We start from the raw sequence: 19,696 nt of genomic DNA, 5'->3' as shown, positions 1-19,696 counted from the left end.
ACGGACGCCGACCAGAGGAGGACTGTGCCCATGACCAGCCCCGACCACTCCCGCCCCGACCGCCCCGGCCCCGCCCCCATGGCCCGACGCGGCCTGTTCAAGGCGGGCCTGGCCCTCACCACCGCGGCCATGGCGGCGACCGCGGCCTCCGCACCCGCCGCATCGGCGGCGCCGGACGACGTACGGCGGGCAGCGGAAGCCGAGTTGACCGAACTGGAGCGGCGGCACGGCGCCCGGCTCGGCGTCTACGCACGCAACGTGCGCACGGGTCGCACCGTGTCCCACCGGGCGGGGGAGCGGTTCGCGATGTGTTCGACGTTCAAGGCGTTCGCCGCGGCGGCGGTCCTGCGCGACCACGGCGGCTGCGCGCCGCTGGACAGGGTCGTCCACTATCCGCCCCACGACATCCTGCCCAACTCGCCGCGCACCGAGGAACACGTGGACACCGGCATGACGGTGGCGGACCTGTGCGCGGCGGCGATCCAGTACAGCGACAACGCGGCCGGCAATCTGCTGCTGCGGGAGATCGGCGGACCCGCCGGACTCACCCGCTTCTTCCGCTCGCTCGGCGACCGGGTGAGCCGGCTCGACCGGTGGGAGACGGACCTGGGCAGTGCGATCCCAGGCGACCTGCGTGACACCACGACCCCGCAGGCCCTCGGCGGCAGCTTCGAGCGGCTCACCCTGGGCCGGGCGCTCGCCGACGCGGACCGGGAACGGCTCGTCACCTGGCTGAAAGGGAACACCACCAGCGCCGCCCGGTTCCGCGCCGGACTGCCGCGCGACTGGGTGCTGGCCGACAAGACCGGCACCGGCTCCTACGGCAGCGCCAACGACATCGGCGTGGCCTGGACGACCCGGAAGACACCGCTCCTGCTGACCGTGCTGTCGGCCAAGAGCACCCAGGACGCACCGGCGGACGACGCGCTCGTCGCGGATGCGGCCCGTATCGTGGCCCGCATCCTCGCCCCGGGCGAGTAGGCGACGCCCTCCCCGGCAGCAACGGCACGTCCAGCGCCCGCACCACCCTCTCCGCCTACCCGGGCGAGAAGCCCGTACTGAACTTCTCGGGCCAGAGCGAGAGTTCGTCCAACCGCGGGATCCAGCTCAACGCCGACTACTGGCGCCTGTACGGTCTCACCCACGTGTTCCGCTACGACGTCTCCCACAACAACATCGACGACGGCTGGGACCTCTGCACCAAGACCGACACCGGCGCCATCGGCCCGGTGACCATCGAGTACTCCCTGTCCTACGGCAACGGCACGCTCACCGACGGCACCCATCTCCAACAACGTGAGCAGCGACAACACCGAGCGCAACTACGCCTTCGACAAGGGCACTTCGGTGTTCCGCGGCAACACCTCGTGCCGCTTCGCCGTCAGCGGCTCGAACGACAAGGCCATCGGCGACGCCGACAGCTCCAACCAGTTCTGGACCGGCACCAACGGCTCCCGCTGCTCCCCGTACTCGGGCGCCTTCGGCTGGTCCTTCGCCTCGAACGGCCGGCTGGTGGTGACCTTCGGCGGCTCGGTCGTGACGCCGTAGCCGACGAACGGCACACTCCCGGCGGGACGCCGTTGCCGACGGCGTCCCGCCCGGAGCGTTCAGGCCACCAGCGCGCACCCGGGTGACGTTTAGAGCTGCGGGCGCGTCTCACCAGGTGCCGGGGATTCGGCAGGTGAGGCGCGCCGGTTACGAAGGCCAGCCGCCGTAGGGGACGGTCAGCAGCTCCATGGCATGGCCCGCCGGATCCATGAAGTACACGCCGCGGCCGCCGTCGTTGTGGTTGATCGCGTTCGGCTGCTTCTGGTGCGGGTCGGCGTAGTGCTCGATGCCGCGCTCGACGATACGCGCGTACGCGGCGTCGAACTCCTCCTCGGAGACGAGGAAAGCGTAGTGCTGTGGCGTGATCCGGTCCTCGGGGACGGTGGCGAAGTCCAGGGTGACTCCGTTGCCGAGGGCGACCGCGACGAACGGGCCCCATTCCGCGGTGATCTCGAGACCGAGCAGTTCGGTGAAGAACTCGGCGGACTCCCGGTTGTCCCGGGCATGGACGATGGTGTGGTTCAACTCGACCGACAAGGAATGCCTCCAGGGCATGTCCCGGCACCTCCATGCCTCACCCAGCCGATGACCGGCACGCGATGCCACTGCCGATCTTAGCCGGGGAAGCCACGGCGCGTCGACGCCGGCGGACCGCGACCGGCTCGGCGGACCCTCCGACAGAGGTGCTGGTCAGATCGGTGTCACCGCCCAGGGACACCGGCGAGGCGGCATCGGCCGGCGCGCCGGTGAGCAGCACCTCGTCCCGGCCCGGGGTCTCGAAGGTCGGCCACCGGCCGAAGTCCCGGCGGCCGTACCCGTGCCACAGCCCGAACCAGCACCGCTCCGGAGCCGTGGTGTGCCGGGCCGGCAGGGGGATGAGGTCACGCGCGACACCGGGTGGGGTCGGCCTCTCCCCGGGATGCTCGTCCCAGACACCGGGCAGTCCGTATGCGGAGGCGTTGACGTACTCGCTGTCCCTTCCGGCGACCTCGTACCAGCGCGAGCCCGGAGTGACCCGGGTCCCGTGCGCGGCGGCCACCGCCGACCAGCGCACCGGCCGCCCCTGAAGCGAGGCCGGGTGCAGGATCCGGGCGTACGCCTCGAAGCCCGGGCCGCTGACGCCCGCGCATCCGCACAGTGTGCCGGGCGGAGCGGGCGGGAATGGTGTCCGCCCTCGCCTACTCCCTAGGCGAGTTCGTCGCCCGGCGCATGCACGGGATCCACGGTCAGCGCGGTGAGGTCGGCCCGGCAGCCGGGGGTGATACGGCACGCATTCGATCGCCCACCCCGCACGCTTCCTCGCCAAGCGGTCAGTATCCGACCTAAATGCTCCCTACGGTGGAGCCATGGTCACTTCATCGGAGAACCACGCGTCCCTGTCGTCGGACGAGTCCGCCGAGCTGCTCCAAGCCCTCGCCGAACAGCGGGAGTTGCTGCTCATCACCGTGCGCGGCCTGGCCGATGCGGAGGCCGCGCGGCGGACCACGGTGAGCGAGCTGACGCTGGGCGGCATCGTCAAACACCTGGCGCGCGGCGAGCGGGTGTGGGCACAGATCATGGCGAAGGGCGACGGGGAGCTGCCGGAGGGCATGCTCGACCTCGGCCAGTACCGGATGGCCGACGGCGACACGCTTGCCGGGCTGCTGGTCGAGTACGCGGCGGGAACCCGCGCGATCGAGGAGGCCGTCGCGGCCCTGCCCGGCCTTGACCGGACCGTGCCGCTGCCCACAACCCCCTGGTCCCCGCCCGAGACCGTGTACTGGTCCGCCCGGCGCATCCTGCTGCACCTGATCCGGGAGACGGCCCAGCACGCGGGGCACGCGGACATCATCCGGGAGGCGCTGGACGGGGCGAACACCACCGCGCAGCGGTGAGCGGCAGTACGGGTTTCCCAGTACCGCCAGTAACATGATCACCTTGCTCTGGGTGTACCAGTCAGTCAACTTGGCGCGGTCCCACGGCCGCGCCCTGCCCGGAGATGTCCATGTCTTCTCTCAACGATGCGCTGGAAAACGCGCGACTCACCTATGAGCAGCACGTCCGGACGTGCCGTCAGTGCCATGCCGACGGCGCGGCCTGCGCCGTGGCCAAGCATCTCCTGCGGATCTACAACAACGCCCGCAGGGATTACCTGCGCTCGGGAGGGCAGCACGCCCCGACGAACTGATCGCGCCTCTCAGCTGACGTGACGTCAGGCACCGTACACCGCGCTCACATTGGCGCGCGGCGGCGGGGCGTACCGGGCGGCGGGGCCCTTCGCGAACGTCCGCAGGAGGTTCTCCGTGGTCCGGGTGACGAAGGCGCGGGTGCGGGCGTCCATGCCGTGGTCGCGCCCCAGCATGCCGGTGCCGGCCACCAGGCCCTCCACCCAGCGCATGGTGCCGGTCGCGAACACGCCCGCGCCGCCGGAAGCCGTGTAGTACGCCGAGTCGCTGTGGCTGGGCCGCCCGCCGCAGACCAGCGGGGAGTGCGCGATGATCTCCAGCGGTCCCGGGGTGGGGGCGCCGGGGGTGATCCGGTCGTACTCGACGCCGACGAGATGGGCGAAGGCGTCTCCGGAACGCGCGCCGGTGCCGTCGTACAGCCAGTGATCGGCGGCCCGGACGACATAGGGGGCGTCGACCGGATAGCCCTCGTAGAGCACGCCGGTCAGGGAGGACTCGGGATCCGGGGCAGGCGCCAGACGGTAGTCGGTGGTGACCAGCGCGGGGTGGGAGTCGTAGCAGGGGTCGGCGCGGTAGGAGCTCTTGTAGCAGACCACCGTACGGTCGTCCGCTGCCTCCCCGGCCTCGAGCCGGACCCGGCGGAAGCACGTGTTCGCGCCGAGGAAGGCGAGGTTCGTCCCGGCGTCCCGGGCGGCGGTCACATGGGCTCGCTGCTCCGGCGTCCAGTACTCGTCATGGCCCAGACAGACGACGGCGTGCGCGCCCCGCAGCACCCCGGGATCGCGGTGGACGTCGACGCCGGTGGTGTAGGCGAGCGGGATGCCGAGGCGCTCGGCCAGTACCACCAACGCCCGCTCGTACACCAGGAACTTCTCGGCGCCCGTGCCGTCGTAGGGGCGGTCGAAGCTCACCGCGAGGGAGCGGGTGGCGTACGCGCCGGAGGCGCCGTTGTAGAGGCTGCTGCCGCCCCAGCGGTTGTACGCCTGCCAGGTGGCCGGCGCGTGCAGCAGGACCGTACGGCCCGCGCCCGCGGTGGAGCGGACGATCAGCGGAACGTACCGCTGATGACCGCTCTCCGCCTCCAGCCGCAGCAGATAGGCGCCCTCCGGCCAGCCGGTGGTGTCCACCGGAAGCGTCAGGGGCCAGTCGGCGCGCACGGTGCGGGTGGCGGGCAGCAGTCGCGGGTCCGGCTGGGCGCGGCCGGGTATGCGGCCGGACGTCCATATCCGGCGGGCCTGCCGGCCGCCGTACCAGCCGACCCGGAAGGCAGACACCCGGAACGCCGCGGCGGTGGTCGACACATGCAGCCCGAACCGCTCGCCCGGGGTCACGCTCACCCGGTCCGGGTAGCCGGCCACCGCGTCCGGCGGGCCGGTGGAGCCCAGTTGCCAGTCGGCTGTGCCCGGGGCGTCCCGCTCCGCCTCGGGCCGCAGCCGCGCGTCACGGGCCGCGGTGGAGTGCGGATGCGGCGGTGCCGCCGTGCATGCGGCGGCCGTGCCGAGGCCGGCGCCCGCGCACAGGGTGAGGAATCGCCGGCGGCCGAGGCCGTCCGACGGCGTGGGGTCGTGTGCCGGAGCCACTGCACCTCCCGGGGTGTGTCAGCTCCAGCGTCAGGACGCCCGCGCGGCCGGCGCAACCCGCGGAGCCCGGCGAACACCGGCACGCAGGCCGCGTGGGCATGCCCGGCCGGGGCGCCGACGGTACGGCCGAACGGGTGACGTGGTCGGGTGCCGCCGGTTGCCTCGGGGCCGGCGGGCGCTGTCGGCGCTGTCGGGTGCCGTCAGGTACGGAAGCCGATGTGCACGTGGTCGTGATGGGTGGCGTCGCTGAAGAACTGACCGGCGCCGCCGCCCGACAGCAGTACCGGACCGCCCACGTTGTACGACCCGGCCGCCGCCGCGTCCCGCATGAACCGCTCGATCAGGCTGCGCGGCGTCGCCGGGTCGACGACCGCGTGGCCGTCGATCCGCCATACGTCGAAGGCCCGGCCGCGTGGGTGGTCGCTGGGCCGGCTGGTGCCGAACACGTCCAGCGGATGCCCGGAACGCACGACGCTCACCTCCAGCCGGTACGTCCGCGCCAGCGCGAGCATCGCCTGCGCCACGCTGGTGTGCACCCGACCGCTGCGCAGGTCCGCCGCTGCGGCGGGCGGCAGCACGATCCGGTCGTCGGCGAGCACGGTCCGGATGCCCGACGGCAACGACCGGGCGGCCGGCCCCGGTTCCGCCGGATGCAGGGCGTCGACCGTCCAGCCGGACCCCGACCGGGACAGGCGTACGTCGACCGTGGTCCCGCCGGCACTCACCGTGCCGCAGCGCCGCGTCCACTGCCGGCACACCACGAGCACGCTGGCGGAGGTCGACAGGATCCCGCCGTACTGTGCGTCCACGACCTGCAGCGCCGCCTGGTCGGCCGCCGGCAGCAGCGGCCCGGCCTGGTCGACGAGCGCCGTGGGCAGCCGGAGCGCCGCGACCCTCGCCCGTGCCGCCGCCGCTCCACCGTGCCCCTCGCCCCACGCGCCGATCGCCTCGACGAGTTGCACGGCCCGCAGCTTCGCCGCCGGTTGCACTTCGGCGGAGGTGGGCCGCCAGGGGGTGGTGCGCGGCAGACCGGGGGAGTGCGACGCGGAGGGCGAGCCGGTGCGGGGCGGCTGTGCGGCCGGGGCCGTACGGCTGGAACAGCCCGCCGCGCCGAGCGCGATACCGGCGAGCGCCGCCAGCACGGTACGGCGGCCGGGCGGGGGAGCGACGGGCGCACGAGTGCGGGTCATAGGGGCCAGTGTCCGTCGGGGGGACGGTGCGGGCGAGCGATACCTCCGGGGCCACGCCCGCGGCCCCTCAGAACGGCGGGTCGTCGAGAAGCTCCAGCAGGGACTCGGAGCTCTGCTCGGCGCTCAGGGCGGTGCCCGAGGGGTCGGGAAACGTGCGACCCCAGGACGCCGCGCGACCCAGGGTGCTCACGCGCCAGGCGAGGTGTGCGGCCCGGCGCAGGTCCGCCGGCGTGCGGCCGGGACCCGTCCAGGGCTCCAGGTAGGCGTCGAGGAGCCGGGCCAGGACCTGCGGCCCGTACCGTGCGCGAGCCTTGTCGGCGGGGATGCGCAGGCTGCAGAAAGGGTGCGACACGGCGGCGTCGCCCCAGTCGAAGAAGGTGAAGCGACCCGGTGCCGGATGGAACAGCTGGCCGTCGTGCAGGTCCGCGTGGTCGAGGGTGTCCTCGATGCCGAGGGACGCCAGCTCGGCGCACCAGTCCGCGAGGCGGGGCCGGAGCCGCTCCAGCCGGGCGCGTGCCTCCGGGCGTAGCGCGGTGCTTCTCGCGAGCAGCGTGTCGAACACCCCGGGCAGGTCGAGGGTCCGGGCGGCGGGCACCCCGAGCCGCTCGATCTCGGCCACGTGCCCGGTGAGCGCCCGCTGCATACTCGCGTACCGGCCCAGCAACTCCTCCCAGGTCCGCGGCTCGACCGGCGCCCGGGCGAGCACGTCGCGGAACAGCTCCCCTCCGTCGGGCAGCAGGACCCACGCGCGCTCGGCGTCCACGGCCAGCGGCTCGAGCACGAACTCCGGCACCCAACGGGCCAGCACGGCGGTCAACGGCCCCTCGAAGGCGCTGGCCGGCGGATTCGTCTTGAACCAGACGGTGTCCCGCCCTACGACGGGCATCCGCACCAGCACGGACCACGGCCGCAGCCGCACCTTCAACTCACCGCTCGCACGCAAGCCGTGTACGGCGAGCTGCTCCACCACCCAGTCGAGCGCCGAAGCCCGCCACGCCTCCTGCTCCCACGGAGTGGGCGCGTACTGGTACTTGCTCCGGTCCACGACGATCGAAAACTCACGCTGCACCGCGCCATCCCACCATCACGGCCGGCAGCCGACCACCCCGTTTCGCGCGCCACCACCGGCGCCGTCCAGCGCACCTGGCAGGGCGGCGCCACCCGCAGCGCCGTGCACATCGCCTGGGACGGCGAGAACCAGTCCGGCAAGCTCGTGCCGAACGGCTCCTACACCTGGACGCTCACCGCCACACGAACGCGCCCCCGGTCACCGACCGGGGGCGCGTCACTGTGTGCGGAACCGCGGGATCAGGCCTGCTGCTTGCGGCGCAGCGTCAGGTACGTGCCGGTCGCACCCGCGGCCAGCAGGGCGCCCACGCCGAGGCCGACCGGGAGGGCCGGGAAGCCGGAGGCGTCCGTCGTCGCGGCCGTGTTCTGCATCGCCGGGCCCGGGGTGATGCTCGTGGACACCGGGGCGACGTGCTTGATCGGGCCGACGTGCTTGACCGAGCCGTCGGAGTTCAGCAGCACCTGCTTGTTGTTCGGGTGCTGGAAGTCGAACATCCCGGACAGGGAGCCCGCCGTGGCGTCGAAGGAGTGGTCCCCGACGCGGCTCGTCCTCCAGTTGTCCTCGATGAACCGGGTGATCGACGCCTGGTTCGTCAGGGTGTGGTCGACCTTGTTCACCTTGCTGTACGGCGAGATGACGAGCAGCGGCTGGCGCGTGCCGGGGCCACAGCGGTCCGCGTAACCGCCGGACGCCTTCGGGCCCTTCTGGCAGGCCGGGCTGTCGGTGGCCTTGCCGTTGGAGCCGAGGGAGGTGTCCGCCGAGCCGTTCCTCGGCGTGACGTAGGCGTGGTCGTACCAGCCGTCGGAGTCGTCGTAGGCGACCACGATCGCGGTGGACTTCCACTGCGGCGAGCTCTGGATCGCGTTGATCTGGCTGACGATGAAGTGCTGCTCGTCGGTGGGGTCGGAGTAGCCGGCGTGGCCGTCCTGGAACTCACCGGCCTTGACGAAGCTGACGGCCGGCAGCTTGCCCGCCTTCAGCGCGGCGGAGAAGTCGGTCAGGTCGTAGTTGTGGTTGGCCCGACCGTTGTGGCCGATCTCCGAGACGCTCTTCGGCGCCAGGTGGTGCGGGTTCGCCGTCGACTTGTAGTACGCGAACGGGTTGTGGTGCGGGCTGTAGTCGACCACGGACGCGCCGCCCAGGTTGGTGTGCGCGGTGTCGCACTTGGCGTACGAGCCCGACGTGCCGCTCCACGCGGTCGACGGACGGAAGCCGCCCTGGAACCAGCCCCAGCTCACGTTCTTGGCATTGAGCAGGTCACCGATGTTCCTGCCCTGCATCGACGCCAACGCGTTGCTGCTCGTGTGGTCCTTGCCGGAGCAGTCGTCGAAGGCCGGGTCGGGGTCGTTGATGACCGTGCCCACGCCCTTGGCGTCGGGGGACTTCACCGCGTACGGGTCGGGCGTCGACGTCTGCTTGCCGGTGGTCGGGTCGACCGAGATCACGCCGTGCGTGTTGCCGGAGACCAGGTTCAGCGCGCCGGGCGTCGAGGGGCCGTAGTTCGAGCTGAAGGAACGATCACTCAGGGAGTAGTGCTGGGCGTAGTTCCACAGCGCGGTGACGGTGTTGCCGTCGTAGTAGTCCATGACCAGGCCCGGCTCGCCGAACAGGCCGCCGCTGCACTTGTCGACCTCGGTGTTCTGCACGAACTGGTCGGCCTTGCCGCCGTTGTACGCAAGCTGCTCGGCGCCGTAGTTGTGGTTCTGGTCGCAGGTCATCGCCTGGGACGGGGACAGCCGCTTCGGCGCGTACTGGTTCGGGTTCTTCTTCAGCAGCCCGGCGTGCGCGAGGGTGTCGATGTCCTTCGGGGTGTTCTTCGACGCGGTGAACTTCGTGCCGTCGGTGTTGGCGGCCTTCGGGTACGTGGCGAAGTAGTGGTCGAAGGAGATGTTCTCGTCGAAGAGCACGACAACGTGCTTGATCGGCGTCGCGGTCGAGGACTGGCCCGCGGACCCGGCCGCCCAGCCGGGCGCGTTGCTGCCGAGCACGGTGAGTGCCGCGGCTCCCGCGACCGCGCCGAGAGTCCGCAGCGCGGCTCCTCTTCCTCTACTGACCATGGTGGTCTACCCCTTTGGACAGAACGTCTGTGCGTCGTACGAGCACGGATGCTGCGCCCGTTGCGGGGCGCGCCGGCGGAGCCATGATGACCCGCGGGTGAACACCAAGTCAGGGATGTTAGGGCAAAACTTGACTGTGTGTTGACCCATTCGGTGGTCGAGTTGTCCGGACAGGTTCAGCCGAACAGGCCACGCCCGTACCAGTCCGAGGCGTCCCGGACACCGGGCAGCGCGAAGAAGTAACCGCCGCCGAACGGGCTGATGTAGTCCGTCAGCGGCTCGCCCGCCAGCCGGTGCTGCACCGTCTCGAACTGCCGCTTCAGGTCCTGCTGGTAGCAGGAGAACAGCAGGCCCACGTCGAGGTTGCCGTTGGCGTCCATGCCCCGGTCGTAGTTGTACGCGCGGCGCAGCAGACGCTGGTCGGCAGTGGCGGGTGTGCGCGGGTTGGCCAGGCGCATGTGCGCGTCCAGCGGGATGACGTCCCCCTTGGGGTCGTCGGCGTACTTCGGCGTGTCATGCTCGTGGTCGCCGTCCAGCGGAGCGCCGGAGGAGCGAGCGCGGCCGAACATCCGCTCCTGCTCGCCGAGCGAGACCCGGTCCCAGAACTCCACCAGCATCCGGATCAGCCGCACGACCTGGTAACTGCCGCCGACCGCCCAGTCCGGCTCGCCCATGCCCTTGCCCACCCACACCAGGCGGTCCATCTCGCGGGCGCTGCCGGCGTCCGGGTTCGCGGTGCCGTCCTTGAACCCCATCAGATTGCGCGGGGTGCCCGAGGGCCGGGGCGGGCTGGAGAAGCCGTCCAGCCGCCAGCGGACCTGCGCGGCGCCCCGGGTGTGCCGGGCGATGTCACGCAGCGCGTGCAGGGTGATGTCCGGCTCGTCGGCGTGCAGTTGGAGGCTGAGGTCGCCGTGGCACCAGTCGGTCTGGAGGTCGTCGTCCGGGAAGGCGGGCATGGCGGTCAGCCGCCGGGGTCTGCGCGCGGCCAGCCCGAACCGCTCGTCGAAGAGCGAGGCACCGACGCCGACGGTGACGGCCAGCTGACCGGAGGGCAGCCGGTCGCCGAGGACGCCCGAGTCGGCGGGCGGGCCGGTGATGCCCACCGGGGACGGCGTCCCGCCCGAGGTGAGCAGGCGGGCCCGGTCGGTGAGCGTGCGCAGCAGGTCGGTGAGTTCGGCGCGGTTCCCGGCGGTCACATCGAGGGAGGCGAAGACACAGGTCCGGCGGGGGGCCGCGATGGCCGAGGCCTGGTGGACGCCGTGGAACGGGGCGACAGCCGTCGACCGGGCTGCCGGCGCGACCGCCGGGGCGTCGGGCGCGGCGGCACCCGTGGCAAGCCCGGCACCGGCCAGCGCGGCACCACGCAGAAAACCGCGCCGGGCCAGCCGGTCCGAGCGGTCGAGCGCGCGCCGGCCCGGTCCCGCGGGTCGGTCGGGTCCTTCGGGTCGGTCGAGTTTGTCAGGGTGGTCGGTGCGGCGCCGGTCCTGTCCATCGGCTCGGTCCATGGCACGCCCGCCCGTTGCCCCGGTTCGGTCGATGTCGCTCACACGGTCCTCCGGGGATCGCACAGGGTGGCCACCGACGCCAGCCGCTCCACCAGGTCGCCCAGCAGCGCGTTCACGTTCTCCCGCTGAGCACGGGAGAGCCGGTCCAGCGGGGTCCAGGGACCTCCGTGGTGCAGCGCGTCGAGAGTGTGCCGGGCGCGGTCCAACTTCTTCTGGAGTTCCGGAAGACCGGCGTACCGGGTCGCCAGCAGGGGCTTGAGCCGGGACAACACCTCGCGCGTGCCGTCCAGATTGGCGCGGGCAGTGGCGAGATTGCTGCCGCTTCCGTAGTCGGTGCGGCCGGTCAGCTCGAACTGCACGGTGTTCTCCAGGATCTCGTGCGCACGCAGCCCCAGCTGGGCGGGGTCCATACGGGTCTGCGACCAGCTGTCCCGCAGCCCGGTCACCGCCTTCACCAGCGCCGCCGCAGGGGCGCGCAGCCCGTCGGCCGACTCACCGTGCCACAGCCCGTACTCGATACGGTGGAACCCGGCGAAGTCCTTGTCGTGCACCCCGCCGGGCAGACCGGCATCGGTACCGTTGATCGCTCCGTCCGCGTCCCCGAAGGCGTCGTACGCCGCCCCCAGCCGCTCGTACTGCAGATGCGCCGGCAACCAGGCCGACCTCGCGGCCGCGAGGTCCCCCCGGTCGAGCGCATCCTTCAGTTTCGTCGTCAGCCGGACGACGTCGTCGAGGCCGCCGCCGACCCACTTCTGGTAGGCGAGGGCGGGCGGGATCAGGTCGTGCTCCGAGACCGGTGCGGCGCCCGGGCCGCGCTGCCCGCTGGTGAGGTGCACGGTGGGCCCGGTGACGGCGTCGGCGTCGTCGGGCACGCACTTGAAGGCGTACGTCCCCTTGCCCAGCCGTACCGTCAACTGCCGTGTCGTGCCGGGTCCGATGCCCTCGACCTCGCCGTACACCACCTGGCTGCCGGGGTCCTCCAGATAGACCTCGGCGGCGCCGTCGGAGGAGTTGTGCAGGTCGAAGGTCCGCAGCCCGGGCTCGGGCCGGGTCCAGCCGCGGCCGCAGCGGCTCTCCGACACGTCGATGACGATGTGCCCCGACGAGGCGGCCGCGGTCCGGGCGTGCCGTGGGCCGCCGAGCGAGACGGCCAGCAGCGTGCCCGCGAGGGCCACGGCGAGGACGACGAACACGGCAGGGGCCGTCCGGAGACGAACGGACCGCGTGCCGAGGCGAGGCAACGGCATGGCGAGCCTTTCCGGGACGACGTACGCAGGGCCTCATGGTAGGCGCCGCTCCGGATCCGAACGCGCGTCCCAGGACTTCGATGACCAAGATTTCCCCCGGGGTTCACCGGCGCGTGCCCTGACGCTGACGTTACACAGCGCGGCTGGTCGCGGCGGTCACCGGGTCCGTCCGGGCCCTCGCGTGGGAGAGCGGCTGCGCGGTCGTCAACGCCGAGTACGGGCGGGTCGGCGGCCGGGGGGCTGGTCTGCTCGGCGGCGGACCCGTGAAGGTCCCGGACCGGTTCGCCACCGCCGACCCGGCGGTGCTGGGCGCGCCCGTCGGCCGTACCGTCGTGGTCCGCGGCACCGACCACCGGTTCGCCTGGAGTGGCCTGCTACGGCCTCCGTTTCAGTGCACCGGGAAGCCGAACGAGTAGCCCTGCTGCTTCAGCCAGGGCAGCAGGGTGCGCAGCGCGGCCACGGTCTGGGAGCGGTCGCCGCCCGCGTCGTGGAAGAGGAGCGTCGGGCCGTTCTTCAGCTCGGTCTTGACGGTGGTGATGATGGCGCCGGTGCCCGGCCGCTCGAAGTCCTTGGAGTCCACGTTCCAGCCGAGCGGGCGCATCCCGTGCGAGGCCGCCAGGTGCCGGCTGTACGGGGTGAAGGCACCGCCCGGGGCCCGGTAGTACATCGGCCGTACCCCACCGGACGCCTTGGTTATCTCCCGCTCGGCGTCCACGATCTGCTGCGACTGGTAGGCCTCGGACTTCTTGTCCATCGTGGTGTCGTGCGACACGGTGTGGTCGCACAGCCGGTGCCCGGCCGCCACCACCTGCCGGACCAGCTCCGGGTGCGCCTGGACCTGCGTGCCGACCATGCAGAACGTCGCCTTCACCCCGTTCTCGCGCAGCACTTGGAGCACCTGCGGGGTCCAGACCGGGTCCGGGCCGTCGTCGATGGTGATGTTGACCGCGTGGGCGCCGCCCTCCGAGGCGTGGGCGATCTCGGCGGACACGGGCGCTGCCTTCGGCGCGGCGGGCCGGGCCGAGACACCCGGCGCGGCCGAACCGCCACCGGGCTGGCCGGCCTCCGCGGTCCACACCGACGTGGCGGCCGCCACCGCCGTGACACCGACCGCCGCCGCGATCACCCGGCCGTACCATCCCCGCCCGCCATGCCGCGCCATGCCCCGCCCCGATCCCTGCCGTGTCCCTGTGGTCGTGTGCACGTGTCTTCCGTGCACCTGTCAGGACGGCCAAGGTTGACCGCGGGATCCGTCTGTTACCGATCACGGACAATTCCGGGGCGGTTCCGCGACAGATTCCCCGAGGACCGGGGCGGGCGAGACGGAGGACACCGCGGATAAACGCGTACGATGCTGCTCCTCTTGGCGTTCGTCATGCCCCTGGAACTGCACCATCCTGCCCCTTGGCCGCCGGAGTCGCTACGGTGCCCGGATGGCCCTCTATCCGGAGATCGAACCCTACGCGCACGGCATGCTCGATGTCGGCGACGGCAACCACGTCTACTGGGAGACCTGCGGCAACCCCGACGGCAAGCCCGCTGTCGTCCTGCACGGCGGACCGGGATCCGGGTGCACCCCGTACCCCCGACGCCTGTTCGACCCGGCCGCCTACCGGATCGTCCTGCTCGACCAGCGCGGCTGCGGCCGGTCCACCCCGCACGCGAGCGCCCACGACACCGACATGAGTGTCAACACCACGGCCCACCTCATGGCCGACCTGGAACTGCTGCGCCGCCATCTGGGCGTCGAACGGTGGCTGGTGTGGGGCGTGTCCTGGGGGTCGGTGCTCGCGCTGCGCTACGCGCAGACCCACCCGGGCGTCGTCTCCGAGCTGGTACTCACGGGCGTCGCCACCGGCTCGAACGCCGAGGTCGAGCTGCTGACCAGGGGACTGGGTCGGATCTTCCCCGAGGCCTTCGAACGCTTCCGGTCCGCTGTGCCGGCCGACGAGCGCGACGGCAACCTCGCCGTCGCCTGCAACCGGCTTCTCGAATCGCCCGACCCCGAGGTACGGGAACGGGCCGCGCGGGCCTGGACCGACTGGGAAACGGCCACGATTCCCGCGCCGCCGCGCTCGGTCGCCCGCTACGAGGACCCGCTCTTCCGTCTGGGCTTCGCCCGCACCGTCACGCACTACTGGGGCAACGACCACTTCCTCGGCGAGGGCAACGACGACGGCGTGATCCTGCGCGACGCCCACCTGCTCAAGGGCATCCCCGGCACCCTCGTCCAGGGAAGCCTCGACTTCGGCAACCTGCTCGGCATCGTCTGGCGACTCCAACAGGCCTGGCCCGACAGTGAGTTGGTCGTCGTGGACGACACCGGCCACACCACCGGGGCGCCCGGTATGGCGGAGGCATTGGTCGCGGCAACCGACCGGTACGCGGCCCGCTCCTAGCGTCTGAAAAAAAGGGGCGCGGTCCAGGGCCGGGCGTGTCAGGCTGGCCGGCCGGCAGAAGTCCGCCCCGTCCGCGGCGTCGGCCGGCTCGGCAGGGGCCGGCCCGTCCACCCAGGAGTGTCCGATGACGACCACACCGCCCCGACTGCTCCCGCTGCTCGACCAGTTCGACTTCGCGTCCGAGCGCCTCCTGCGCCGGCTGACCGGGCCCGTCATGGACAGCGGCGACGGAGGGGACACCAAGGTCGAGCCGCTGAGCGACGACGAGTACTTCTGGGAACCGGTGCCCGGCTGCTGGACGGTCAGGCGACGCGTGGACGGGCCGGGAGCGCGGGCGACCTTCCTGGCCGGTGGCGGCCCGTGGGGGCGGGACGCGGCGCCGTATCCGCACCCCTGGCCGCCGCCCGTCACGACCCTCGCCTGGCGGCTGAGCCACCTGACCGAGATGCTGTCCCTGCGCGCCGATTACACGGCCGGCGACCGCTCGGCTACCCGGGAGAACCATCCCGTCAGCGGGGACGCCGCCGGTGCGATCGCGGCCTTCGAGACCGGTGCCGCCGCCTGGCGGCAGGCACTGCTGAGCGCCGATGACGCGGCGCTGGACACCGTCGGGTACTGCGCCTACCCCTACGGCAGCGACGCCGAGGAGCCCTTCCTGGACATCGTGTGGTGGGTCAACCAGGAAGTGCTGCACCACGGCGCCGAGGTCGCCCTGCTCCGCGACCTCTACCGAGCGAACCGGCAGCCCTGACGGCGGCGTCGGCTCACTCTCCGGCCAGCGCCGCCCGAACGATCGCCGCTGCCGCCGTCCCCGCGGCCCGTACCGGTTCGGTGCTGCGCGCGGCACGGCCCAGCATGAAGGCGCCCTCCAGCAGGGCGATGACCGAGCTCGCCGTCTCCCGGGCGGCGGGCTCGGGGATGCCGCCCTGGGCGTAGTAGGCGGCGAGATGGTCGATCCAGCTGTCGAAGACCTCCGAAGTGGCCTGCCGCAGCGCCTCGTTGGTGCTCGCGACCTCCATCGCGACCGTCGCGATGGGGCACGGGTCGGCGAAGTCCAGCTCGGCGAGGGTGCCGGCCGCGGCGGCGAAGGCGTCGGCGGTGGCCGCCACCCGGTCCTCGTACGGCGTCATGAGCGTGGCGATGAGCCCCAGGTAGACGGCCCCGGAGGTGCGGACCACCTCCTCGCCCAACTGGGCCTTCCCGCCGGGGAAGAAGTGGTAGATCGAGCCGAAGGGCGCCCCCGCCGCCTCGGCGATCTGCTTCATCCCGGTCCCGGTGTAGCCCGAGCGCCGGAACAGCTCGGTGCCGGCGTTCAGAATGCGCAGCCGGGTCTCGTGCGTGCTGATGGCCTTGCCCTCGCTCACGGGTGGCACCTCCGGTAAGCCGCTGTTGCCAAGGGGCGGTCGGGCCCTATTCTGTCACTAGAACGATCTATCAAGAGACAGAAGAGGCAGCCAACCGGGTCGGAGGCACAGGCATGCCGCAGATCGAGCTGAGCGCGGGAACCATCGACTACCAGGACACCGGAGGTGACGGGCCCGCCGTGGTCCTCGCCCACGGACTCGGCTTCGACGAGTCGGTCTGGGCCGACGTCGTGTCCGCCCTGCGCCCCGACTTCCGCGTCCTGGTCCCTGTACTGCCCCTGGGCAGCCACCGGCGCCCCATGCGGCCGGACGCGGACCTCTCCGCGCACGGCATCGCCCGGCTGCTGGCCGAGTTCATGGAACGCCTCGACCTACGGGACGTCACCCTCGTCCAGAACGACACCGGAACGGCCCAACTCCTCGTCGGTGTACGGGACGAGCGCATCGCCCGGCTCGTCCTGACCTCCTGCGAGGCCCTGGACAACTACCCGCCCGGTGTCCAGGGCCGGATACTGTCCGCGGTCTGCAGGGTCCCCGGTGGCATCTTCCTCCTCCTGCAGTCCTTCCGCTTCCCCTTCCTCGCCCGCATGCAGACCTCGCTCGGCGGCATGGCGAAGACGCGGCTGCCGAAGGAACTCATCGCCCGCTGGTACGGCCCCCTGCTCACGAACCGTCATATCCGCCGGGACTTCGCCAAGTTCCTCCGTACGACCCGGAAGGACTGCTACCTGGAAGCGGCCCGCAACCTCCCGGGGTTCACCCGCCCGGCACTGGTCGCCTGGGGCGCCGAGGACCGCATGATGCCTCCTGTGACGGGTCGCCGCCTGGCCCAACTGCTGCCGGACGCCCGCTATGTGGAGATCCCCGGCGCCCGCACCCTGGTCCAGCTGGACAACCCGGCGGCGCTCACGGAGGAGATCCGCCGTTTCGTCAAGGACCACCCGCTGCCGGGAGAGGGCTGAGCGCGCGCCAGCGACGGCACCGGCGCCCCGGCTCAGAGGTCAGCCGTCGAGTGAGACGTACAGGCGGGTGCCGCCCGGCCGGAAGCCGACCCTTTCGTACACGCGACGGGAGCCGTCGCCCGAGTACTCCAGCCACACGGACCGCGCTCCCCGGCCGAACATGGTCCCGGCCAGGGCCGAGGTGACCGCCGCGGCGATGCCACGGCCCCGGTAGGCGGGAAGGGTGCCCACGCCCGCCAGCTCGGCGGTGTCCTCGGCGGGCGCCGAACAGAGCGCGCCGCCGGCGCAGCCGCCGCCGGGAGCGCGGACGAACCGGACGGCCCCGCCGCCCTCCTCGGTCCGCCGCAACCGTGCCGCGCTTTCCGGGGAGGGGGCCCACTCGCCGCTGAATGCCTCGGCCAGCGCGGTGTCGATCGCGGTGTAGTCCGCCTCCGTGGCCGGGGCCTCCACCTCGACCGGGTCCGCCGGGCCATGGCCCGGGCCGTGCACGGTCAGGGTGGCGGGGGTGCAGACCAGGTACTCGTGCACCGCCTCGGTGCCGAAACCGGCCCGGCGCAGTACGGGTTCCACGGCGGGCGCGGCGTCCGGGGCGAACTCCAGCCGTGGGGTGAGCCCGCGCTCACGGAACGCGGCGATCAGCTCGGCGACGTCCCGGTCGGTGGGCTCGGCACCGGGCAACGGGGTGGCGTAGTTGACGTAGGGGCTGGTTGTCGCGGGGTCGAACCCCACGACGAAGCCGCCGACTTCACGCGCCGCCGGACGGCGCAGGAGGTGGGCGACGGCAAAGCTCTGGACATCGATGCGCACGATGAAGACCTCACGGTGAAGGTGGCCACGGGCTGGTGAGCGCGGGCGTGGCCGGGCATACGGGAACGGTCGTCGGGCCGCCGTGAGGAGATGCGAAAGGTACTGCGGAGCGCTGCCGCTGGGCAGACGGCTCAGTACCGACGGCGGCCGCTGGGGGGCGCCGGAACCATGGACCTCAGTCCTTCATGACGAGTGATCGGATGCGCAGTCGAGCTCGCTGGAGCTTGCCACAGCGCGGCAGGACATGACAAGCGGCCGAGCCGCCCGGCGGCCACGTGGAAGTTTCTCGCGGCGGTGTGTCGAGGTACGCGTGTCCCGTTCGACGCGTAGACGGAGGCGGAACCCGCCTCGGCAGGACAGACCGAACTGGAGACGTCATGAAGATCCGAGCGCGCCTGGGCATGAGCATCGACGGTTATGTCACCACGCCGACCGGGTGGCCGGCGCATACGGCCGACCCCGCGTTCGTGTCCGGCGAGAGCCACGGCATCCGGGAGTTCCTCGAAGGGTGCGAGGCGGCGCTGATGGGCCGTACCACCTTCGAGCCCGCGCTGACCAACGACCGCTGGCCATGGCCGAACCTGGAGGTGTTCGTGCTCGGCTCCCACCGTCCGGCCGGCACCCCCGACCACGTCGTCACCGACAGCGATCCGGAGCGACTGCTGGAGCGGATCCGCGCGGCGAACCGGGGCGGTGACGTCCACCTGGTCGGAGGCCCGCGCACGATCCAGGCCTTCCACTCCCTGGGCGCCCTCGACACGCTGGAGCTGGTCGTCGTGCCGCTGCTGTTCGGCGGCGGCATGCGACTGACGCCCGCGCTCGACCCGTCCGTCGGGCTCACCTTCCAGCGCGAGCGCGCCCTGCCGGGCGGGGCCGTGGAGATCGTCTACTCCTGCAAGGGCAGCCGCTCTCCACTGCCGAGCAGTCCGGCGAGCCAGCGCTGAGCACGGTACGGGGGCGGAGAGGGCGGCTCAGCGGCTCGAGCGCTGCGCGGACACGATCGCGTTCACCGTCGGCTCCGCCCCCGCCAGCCGCTGCACCCGCTCCGCGAACCCCGGGAACTGTGACGCGACCTTGGTGAGGAACCGCAGCTCGGCGGGCGCCACGTTGATCTCGGCGACATCGCGTTCGATCGCCCGCGTCACGCCCTTGCACACCTGCTGCGGTGAGACGGTGCGGACCCCGCCGGGCGTCGACGAGCCCGTCTTGGCGAACATGCCGAGCTCGCGGACGAAACCCGGCTGGACGATCGAGACGCCGACACCCGTGCCGTGCAGATCCTGGCGGAAGGCCAGCGAGAAGCCGCGCAGCCCGAACTTCGTCGCGGTATACAGGGACGAGGACTTGGTGGCCGCCATGCCGGACAGCGACCCGACGAAGCAGATGTGGCCCCGTCCGGCGGCCACCATGCCGGGAGCGAGCAGCCGGGCCAGGATCGCGGGGGCGCGCAGGTTCACCGCGAGCGCCCGGTCGATCTGCTCCGGCGTGTAGTCGAGGACGTCGCCGCTGGAGGGCAGGGCAGCGTTGGCGATCAGGATGTCCGTACCGGCGGCCTCCTCGGCCAGCCGACGCACGTCGTCGGGGTCGGCCAGATCAGCCGGGATCGTCCGGGCGCCGTAGCGGTCGGCGAGGGGTTCGAGTGCCTCGGCCCGGCGGCCGGTGAGCACGAGCCGGGCGCCGCGAGCGGACAGTTCGCCGGCGAGCGCGCCGCCGATCCCGCCGGTGACGCCGGTGAGCAGAACGGTTGACCCGGCAATGCGCACGACCTACCTCCAGTCCTGTTCGTTCGAACGAACAATAGGG

The 19,696-nt window shown here is 72.1% G+C and carries 19 protein-coding genes and 1 pseudogene; 8 read left to right on the top strand and 12 right to left on the bottom strand.

All coding sequences use genetic code 11. The annotated features are described in order from the left end of the window. Positions 1–30 precede the first annotated feature (30 nt). On the top strand, positions 31–981 hold the full coding sequence (gene bla / locus ACWC0C_RS10515) for a class A beta-lactamase (protein ID WP_450863128.1): 951 nt from the start codon (positions 31–33) through the stop codon (positions 979–981). Between the two features lie 14 nt (positions 982–995). Beyond that, positions 996–1,548: pseudogene (locus ACWC0C_RS10510) on the top strand (right-handed parallel beta-helix repeat-containing protein); the annotation flags it as partial. Between the two features lie 147 nt (positions 1,549–1,695). Here ACWC0C_RS10510 and ACWC0C_RS10505 read toward each other — a convergent pair. Both ACWC0C_RS10505 and ACWC0C_RS10500 read right to left on the bottom strand, forming a co-directional pair. Further along, entirely contained in the window at positions 1,696–2,085 is a 390-nt protein-coding gene (locus ACWC0C_RS10505; RefSeq protein WP_450863197.1) for a VOC family protein, read from the bottom strand. A gap of 37 nt (positions 2,086–2,122) precedes the next feature. Next, positions 2,123–2,602 carry a hypothetical protein gene (locus ACWC0C_RS10500; RefSeq protein WP_450863126.1) on the bottom strand — a complete coding sequence of 160 codons (480 nt, stop codon included), beginning with the start codon at positions 2,600–2,602 and terminating at the stop codon, positions 2,123–2,125. A 292-nt stretch (positions 2,603–2,894) separates the two neighbouring features. Here ACWC0C_RS10500 and ACWC0C_RS10495 point away from each other — a divergent pair, with 292 nt between their 5' ends. After that, positions 2,895–3,422 carry a DinB family protein gene (locus ACWC0C_RS10495; protein ID WP_450863125.1) on the top strand — a complete coding sequence of 176 codons (528 nt, stop codon included), beginning with the start codon at positions 2,895–2,897 and terminating at the stop codon, positions 3,420–3,422. 110 nt (positions 3,423–3,532) lie between these two features. Further along, the gene (locus ACWC0C_RS10490; RefSeq protein WP_449194140.1) at positions 3,533–3,715 is read left to right on the top strand and encodes a hypothetical protein; all 183 of its coding nucleotides are present in this window, start codon (positions 3,533–3,535) and stop codon (positions 3,713–3,715) included. 24 nt (positions 3,716–3,739) lie between these two features. Here the strand turns inward: ACWC0C_RS10490 and ACWC0C_RS10485 are convergent, their stop codons facing one another. The 7 genes from ACWC0C_RS10485 to ACWC0C_RS10455 all read right to left on the bottom strand — a co-directional run bounded on the left by ACWC0C_RS10485 (position 3,740) and on the right by ACWC0C_RS10455 (position 13,523). Next, entirely contained in the window at positions 3,740–5,293 is a 1,554-nt protein-coding gene (locus ACWC0C_RS10485; protein ID WP_450863124.1) for a N,N-dimethylformamidase beta subunit family domain-containing protein, read from the bottom strand. Between the two features lie 200 nt (positions 5,294–5,493). Then, positions 5,494–6,483 carry a hypothetical protein gene (locus ACWC0C_RS10480; RefSeq protein ID WP_450863123.1) on the bottom strand — a complete coding sequence of 330 codons (990 nt, stop codon included), beginning with the start codon at positions 6,481–6,483 and terminating at the stop codon, positions 5,494–5,496. A 67-nt stretch (positions 6,484–6,550) separates the two neighbouring features. Then, complete coding sequence (locus tag ACWC0C_RS10475; protein WP_450863121.1) at positions 6,551–7,552, bottom strand: phosphotransferase; 1,002 nt, start codon at positions 7,550–7,552, stop codon at positions 6,551–6,553. A gap of 239 nt (positions 7,553–7,791) precedes the next feature. Continuing rightward, positions 7,792–9,609: a phospholipase C gene (locus ACWC0C_RS10470; RefSeq protein WP_450863119.1), complete on the bottom strand. Its 1,818-nt coding sequence runs from the start codon at positions 9,607–9,609 to the stop codon at positions 7,792–7,794. Positions 9,610–9,785: 176 nt separating this feature from the next. Continuing rightward, positions 9,786–11,156 (bottom strand): iron uptake transporter deferrochelatase/peroxidase subunit, encoded by a 1,371-nt coding sequence (gene efeB, locus ACWC0C_RS10465; protein ID WP_450863118.1) that lies wholly within the window; start codon positions 11,154–11,156, stop codon positions 9,786–9,788. Then, the gene (locus ACWC0C_RS10460; RefSeq protein WP_450863117.1) at positions 11,153–12,361 is read right to left on the bottom strand and encodes an EfeM/EfeO family lipoprotein; all 1,209 of its coding nucleotides are present in this window, start codon (positions 12,359–12,361) and stop codon (positions 11,153–11,155) included. The genes efeB and ACWC0C_RS10460 overlap by 4 nt, the downstream gene beginning before the upstream one ends. Positions 12,362–12,749: 388 nt before the next feature. Continuing rightward, positions 12,750–13,523, bottom strand: a complete 774-nt coding sequence (locus ACWC0C_RS10455) for a polysaccharide deacetylase family protein (RefSeq protein WP_449194147.1) — start codon at positions 13,521–13,523, stop codon at positions 12,750–12,752. Between the two features lie 271 nt (positions 13,524–13,794). On the opposite strand from ACWC0C_RS10455, the gene pip reads away from it, so the two are divergent. Both pip and ACWC0C_RS10445 read left to right on the top strand, forming a co-directional pair. Then, complete coding sequence (gene pip / locus ACWC0C_RS10450) at positions 13,795–14,760, top strand: prolyl aminopeptidase (RefSeq protein ID WP_450863115.1); 966 nt, start codon at positions 13,795–13,797, stop codon at positions 14,758–14,760. A 124-nt stretch (positions 14,761–14,884) separates the two neighbouring features. Then, positions 14,885–15,511, top strand: a complete 627-nt coding sequence (locus tag ACWC0C_RS10445) for a DinB family protein (RefSeq protein ID WP_450863113.1) — start codon at positions 14,885–14,887, stop codon at positions 15,509–15,511. A 13-nt stretch (positions 15,512–15,524) separates the two neighbouring features. Here the strand turns inward: ACWC0C_RS10445 and ACWC0C_RS10440 are convergent, their stop codons facing one another. Further along, a complete protein-coding gene (locus tag ACWC0C_RS10440; protein WP_449194150.1) occupies positions 15,525–16,124 on the bottom strand; it encodes a TetR/AcrR family transcriptional regulator in 600 nt (199 codons plus the stop codon). A 113-nt stretch (positions 16,125–16,237) separates the two neighbouring features. Here ACWC0C_RS10440 and ACWC0C_RS10435 point away from each other — a divergent pair, with 113 nt between their 5' ends. Further along, entirely contained in the window at positions 16,238–17,086 is an 849-nt protein-coding gene (locus ACWC0C_RS10435) for an alpha/beta fold hydrolase (RefSeq protein WP_450863112.1), read from the top strand. Between the two features lie 39 nt (positions 17,087–17,125). Here the strand turns inward: ACWC0C_RS10435 and ACWC0C_RS10430 are convergent, their stop codons facing one another. Then, a complete protein-coding gene (locus tag ACWC0C_RS10430; protein ID WP_450863110.1) occupies positions 17,126–17,893 on the bottom strand; it encodes a GNAT family N-acetyltransferase in 768 nt (255 codons plus the stop codon). Between the two features lie 377 nt (positions 17,894–18,270). On the opposite strand from ACWC0C_RS10430, the gene ACWC0C_RS10425 reads away from it, so the two are divergent. After that, on the top strand, positions 18,271–18,837 hold the full coding sequence (locus ACWC0C_RS10425; RefSeq protein WP_450863109.1) for a dihydrofolate reductase family protein: 567 nt from the start codon (positions 18,271–18,273) through the stop codon (positions 18,835–18,837). Between the two features lie 27 nt (positions 18,838–18,864). On the opposite strand, the gene ACWC0C_RS10420 is transcribed toward ACWC0C_RS10425, so the two are convergent. Beyond that, complete coding sequence (locus ACWC0C_RS10420) at positions 18,865–19,656, bottom strand: SDR family NAD(P)-dependent oxidoreductase (protein WP_450863107.1); 792 nt, start codon at positions 19,654–19,656, stop codon at positions 18,865–18,867. Positions 19,657–19,696: the final 40 nt, after the last annotated feature.

The organism is Streptomyces sp. NPDC001709 (genome assembly GCF_053596375.1).
Note: the sequence above shows the minus strand (reverse complement) of the source record. Positions and strands in the feature narration are given on the sequence as shown.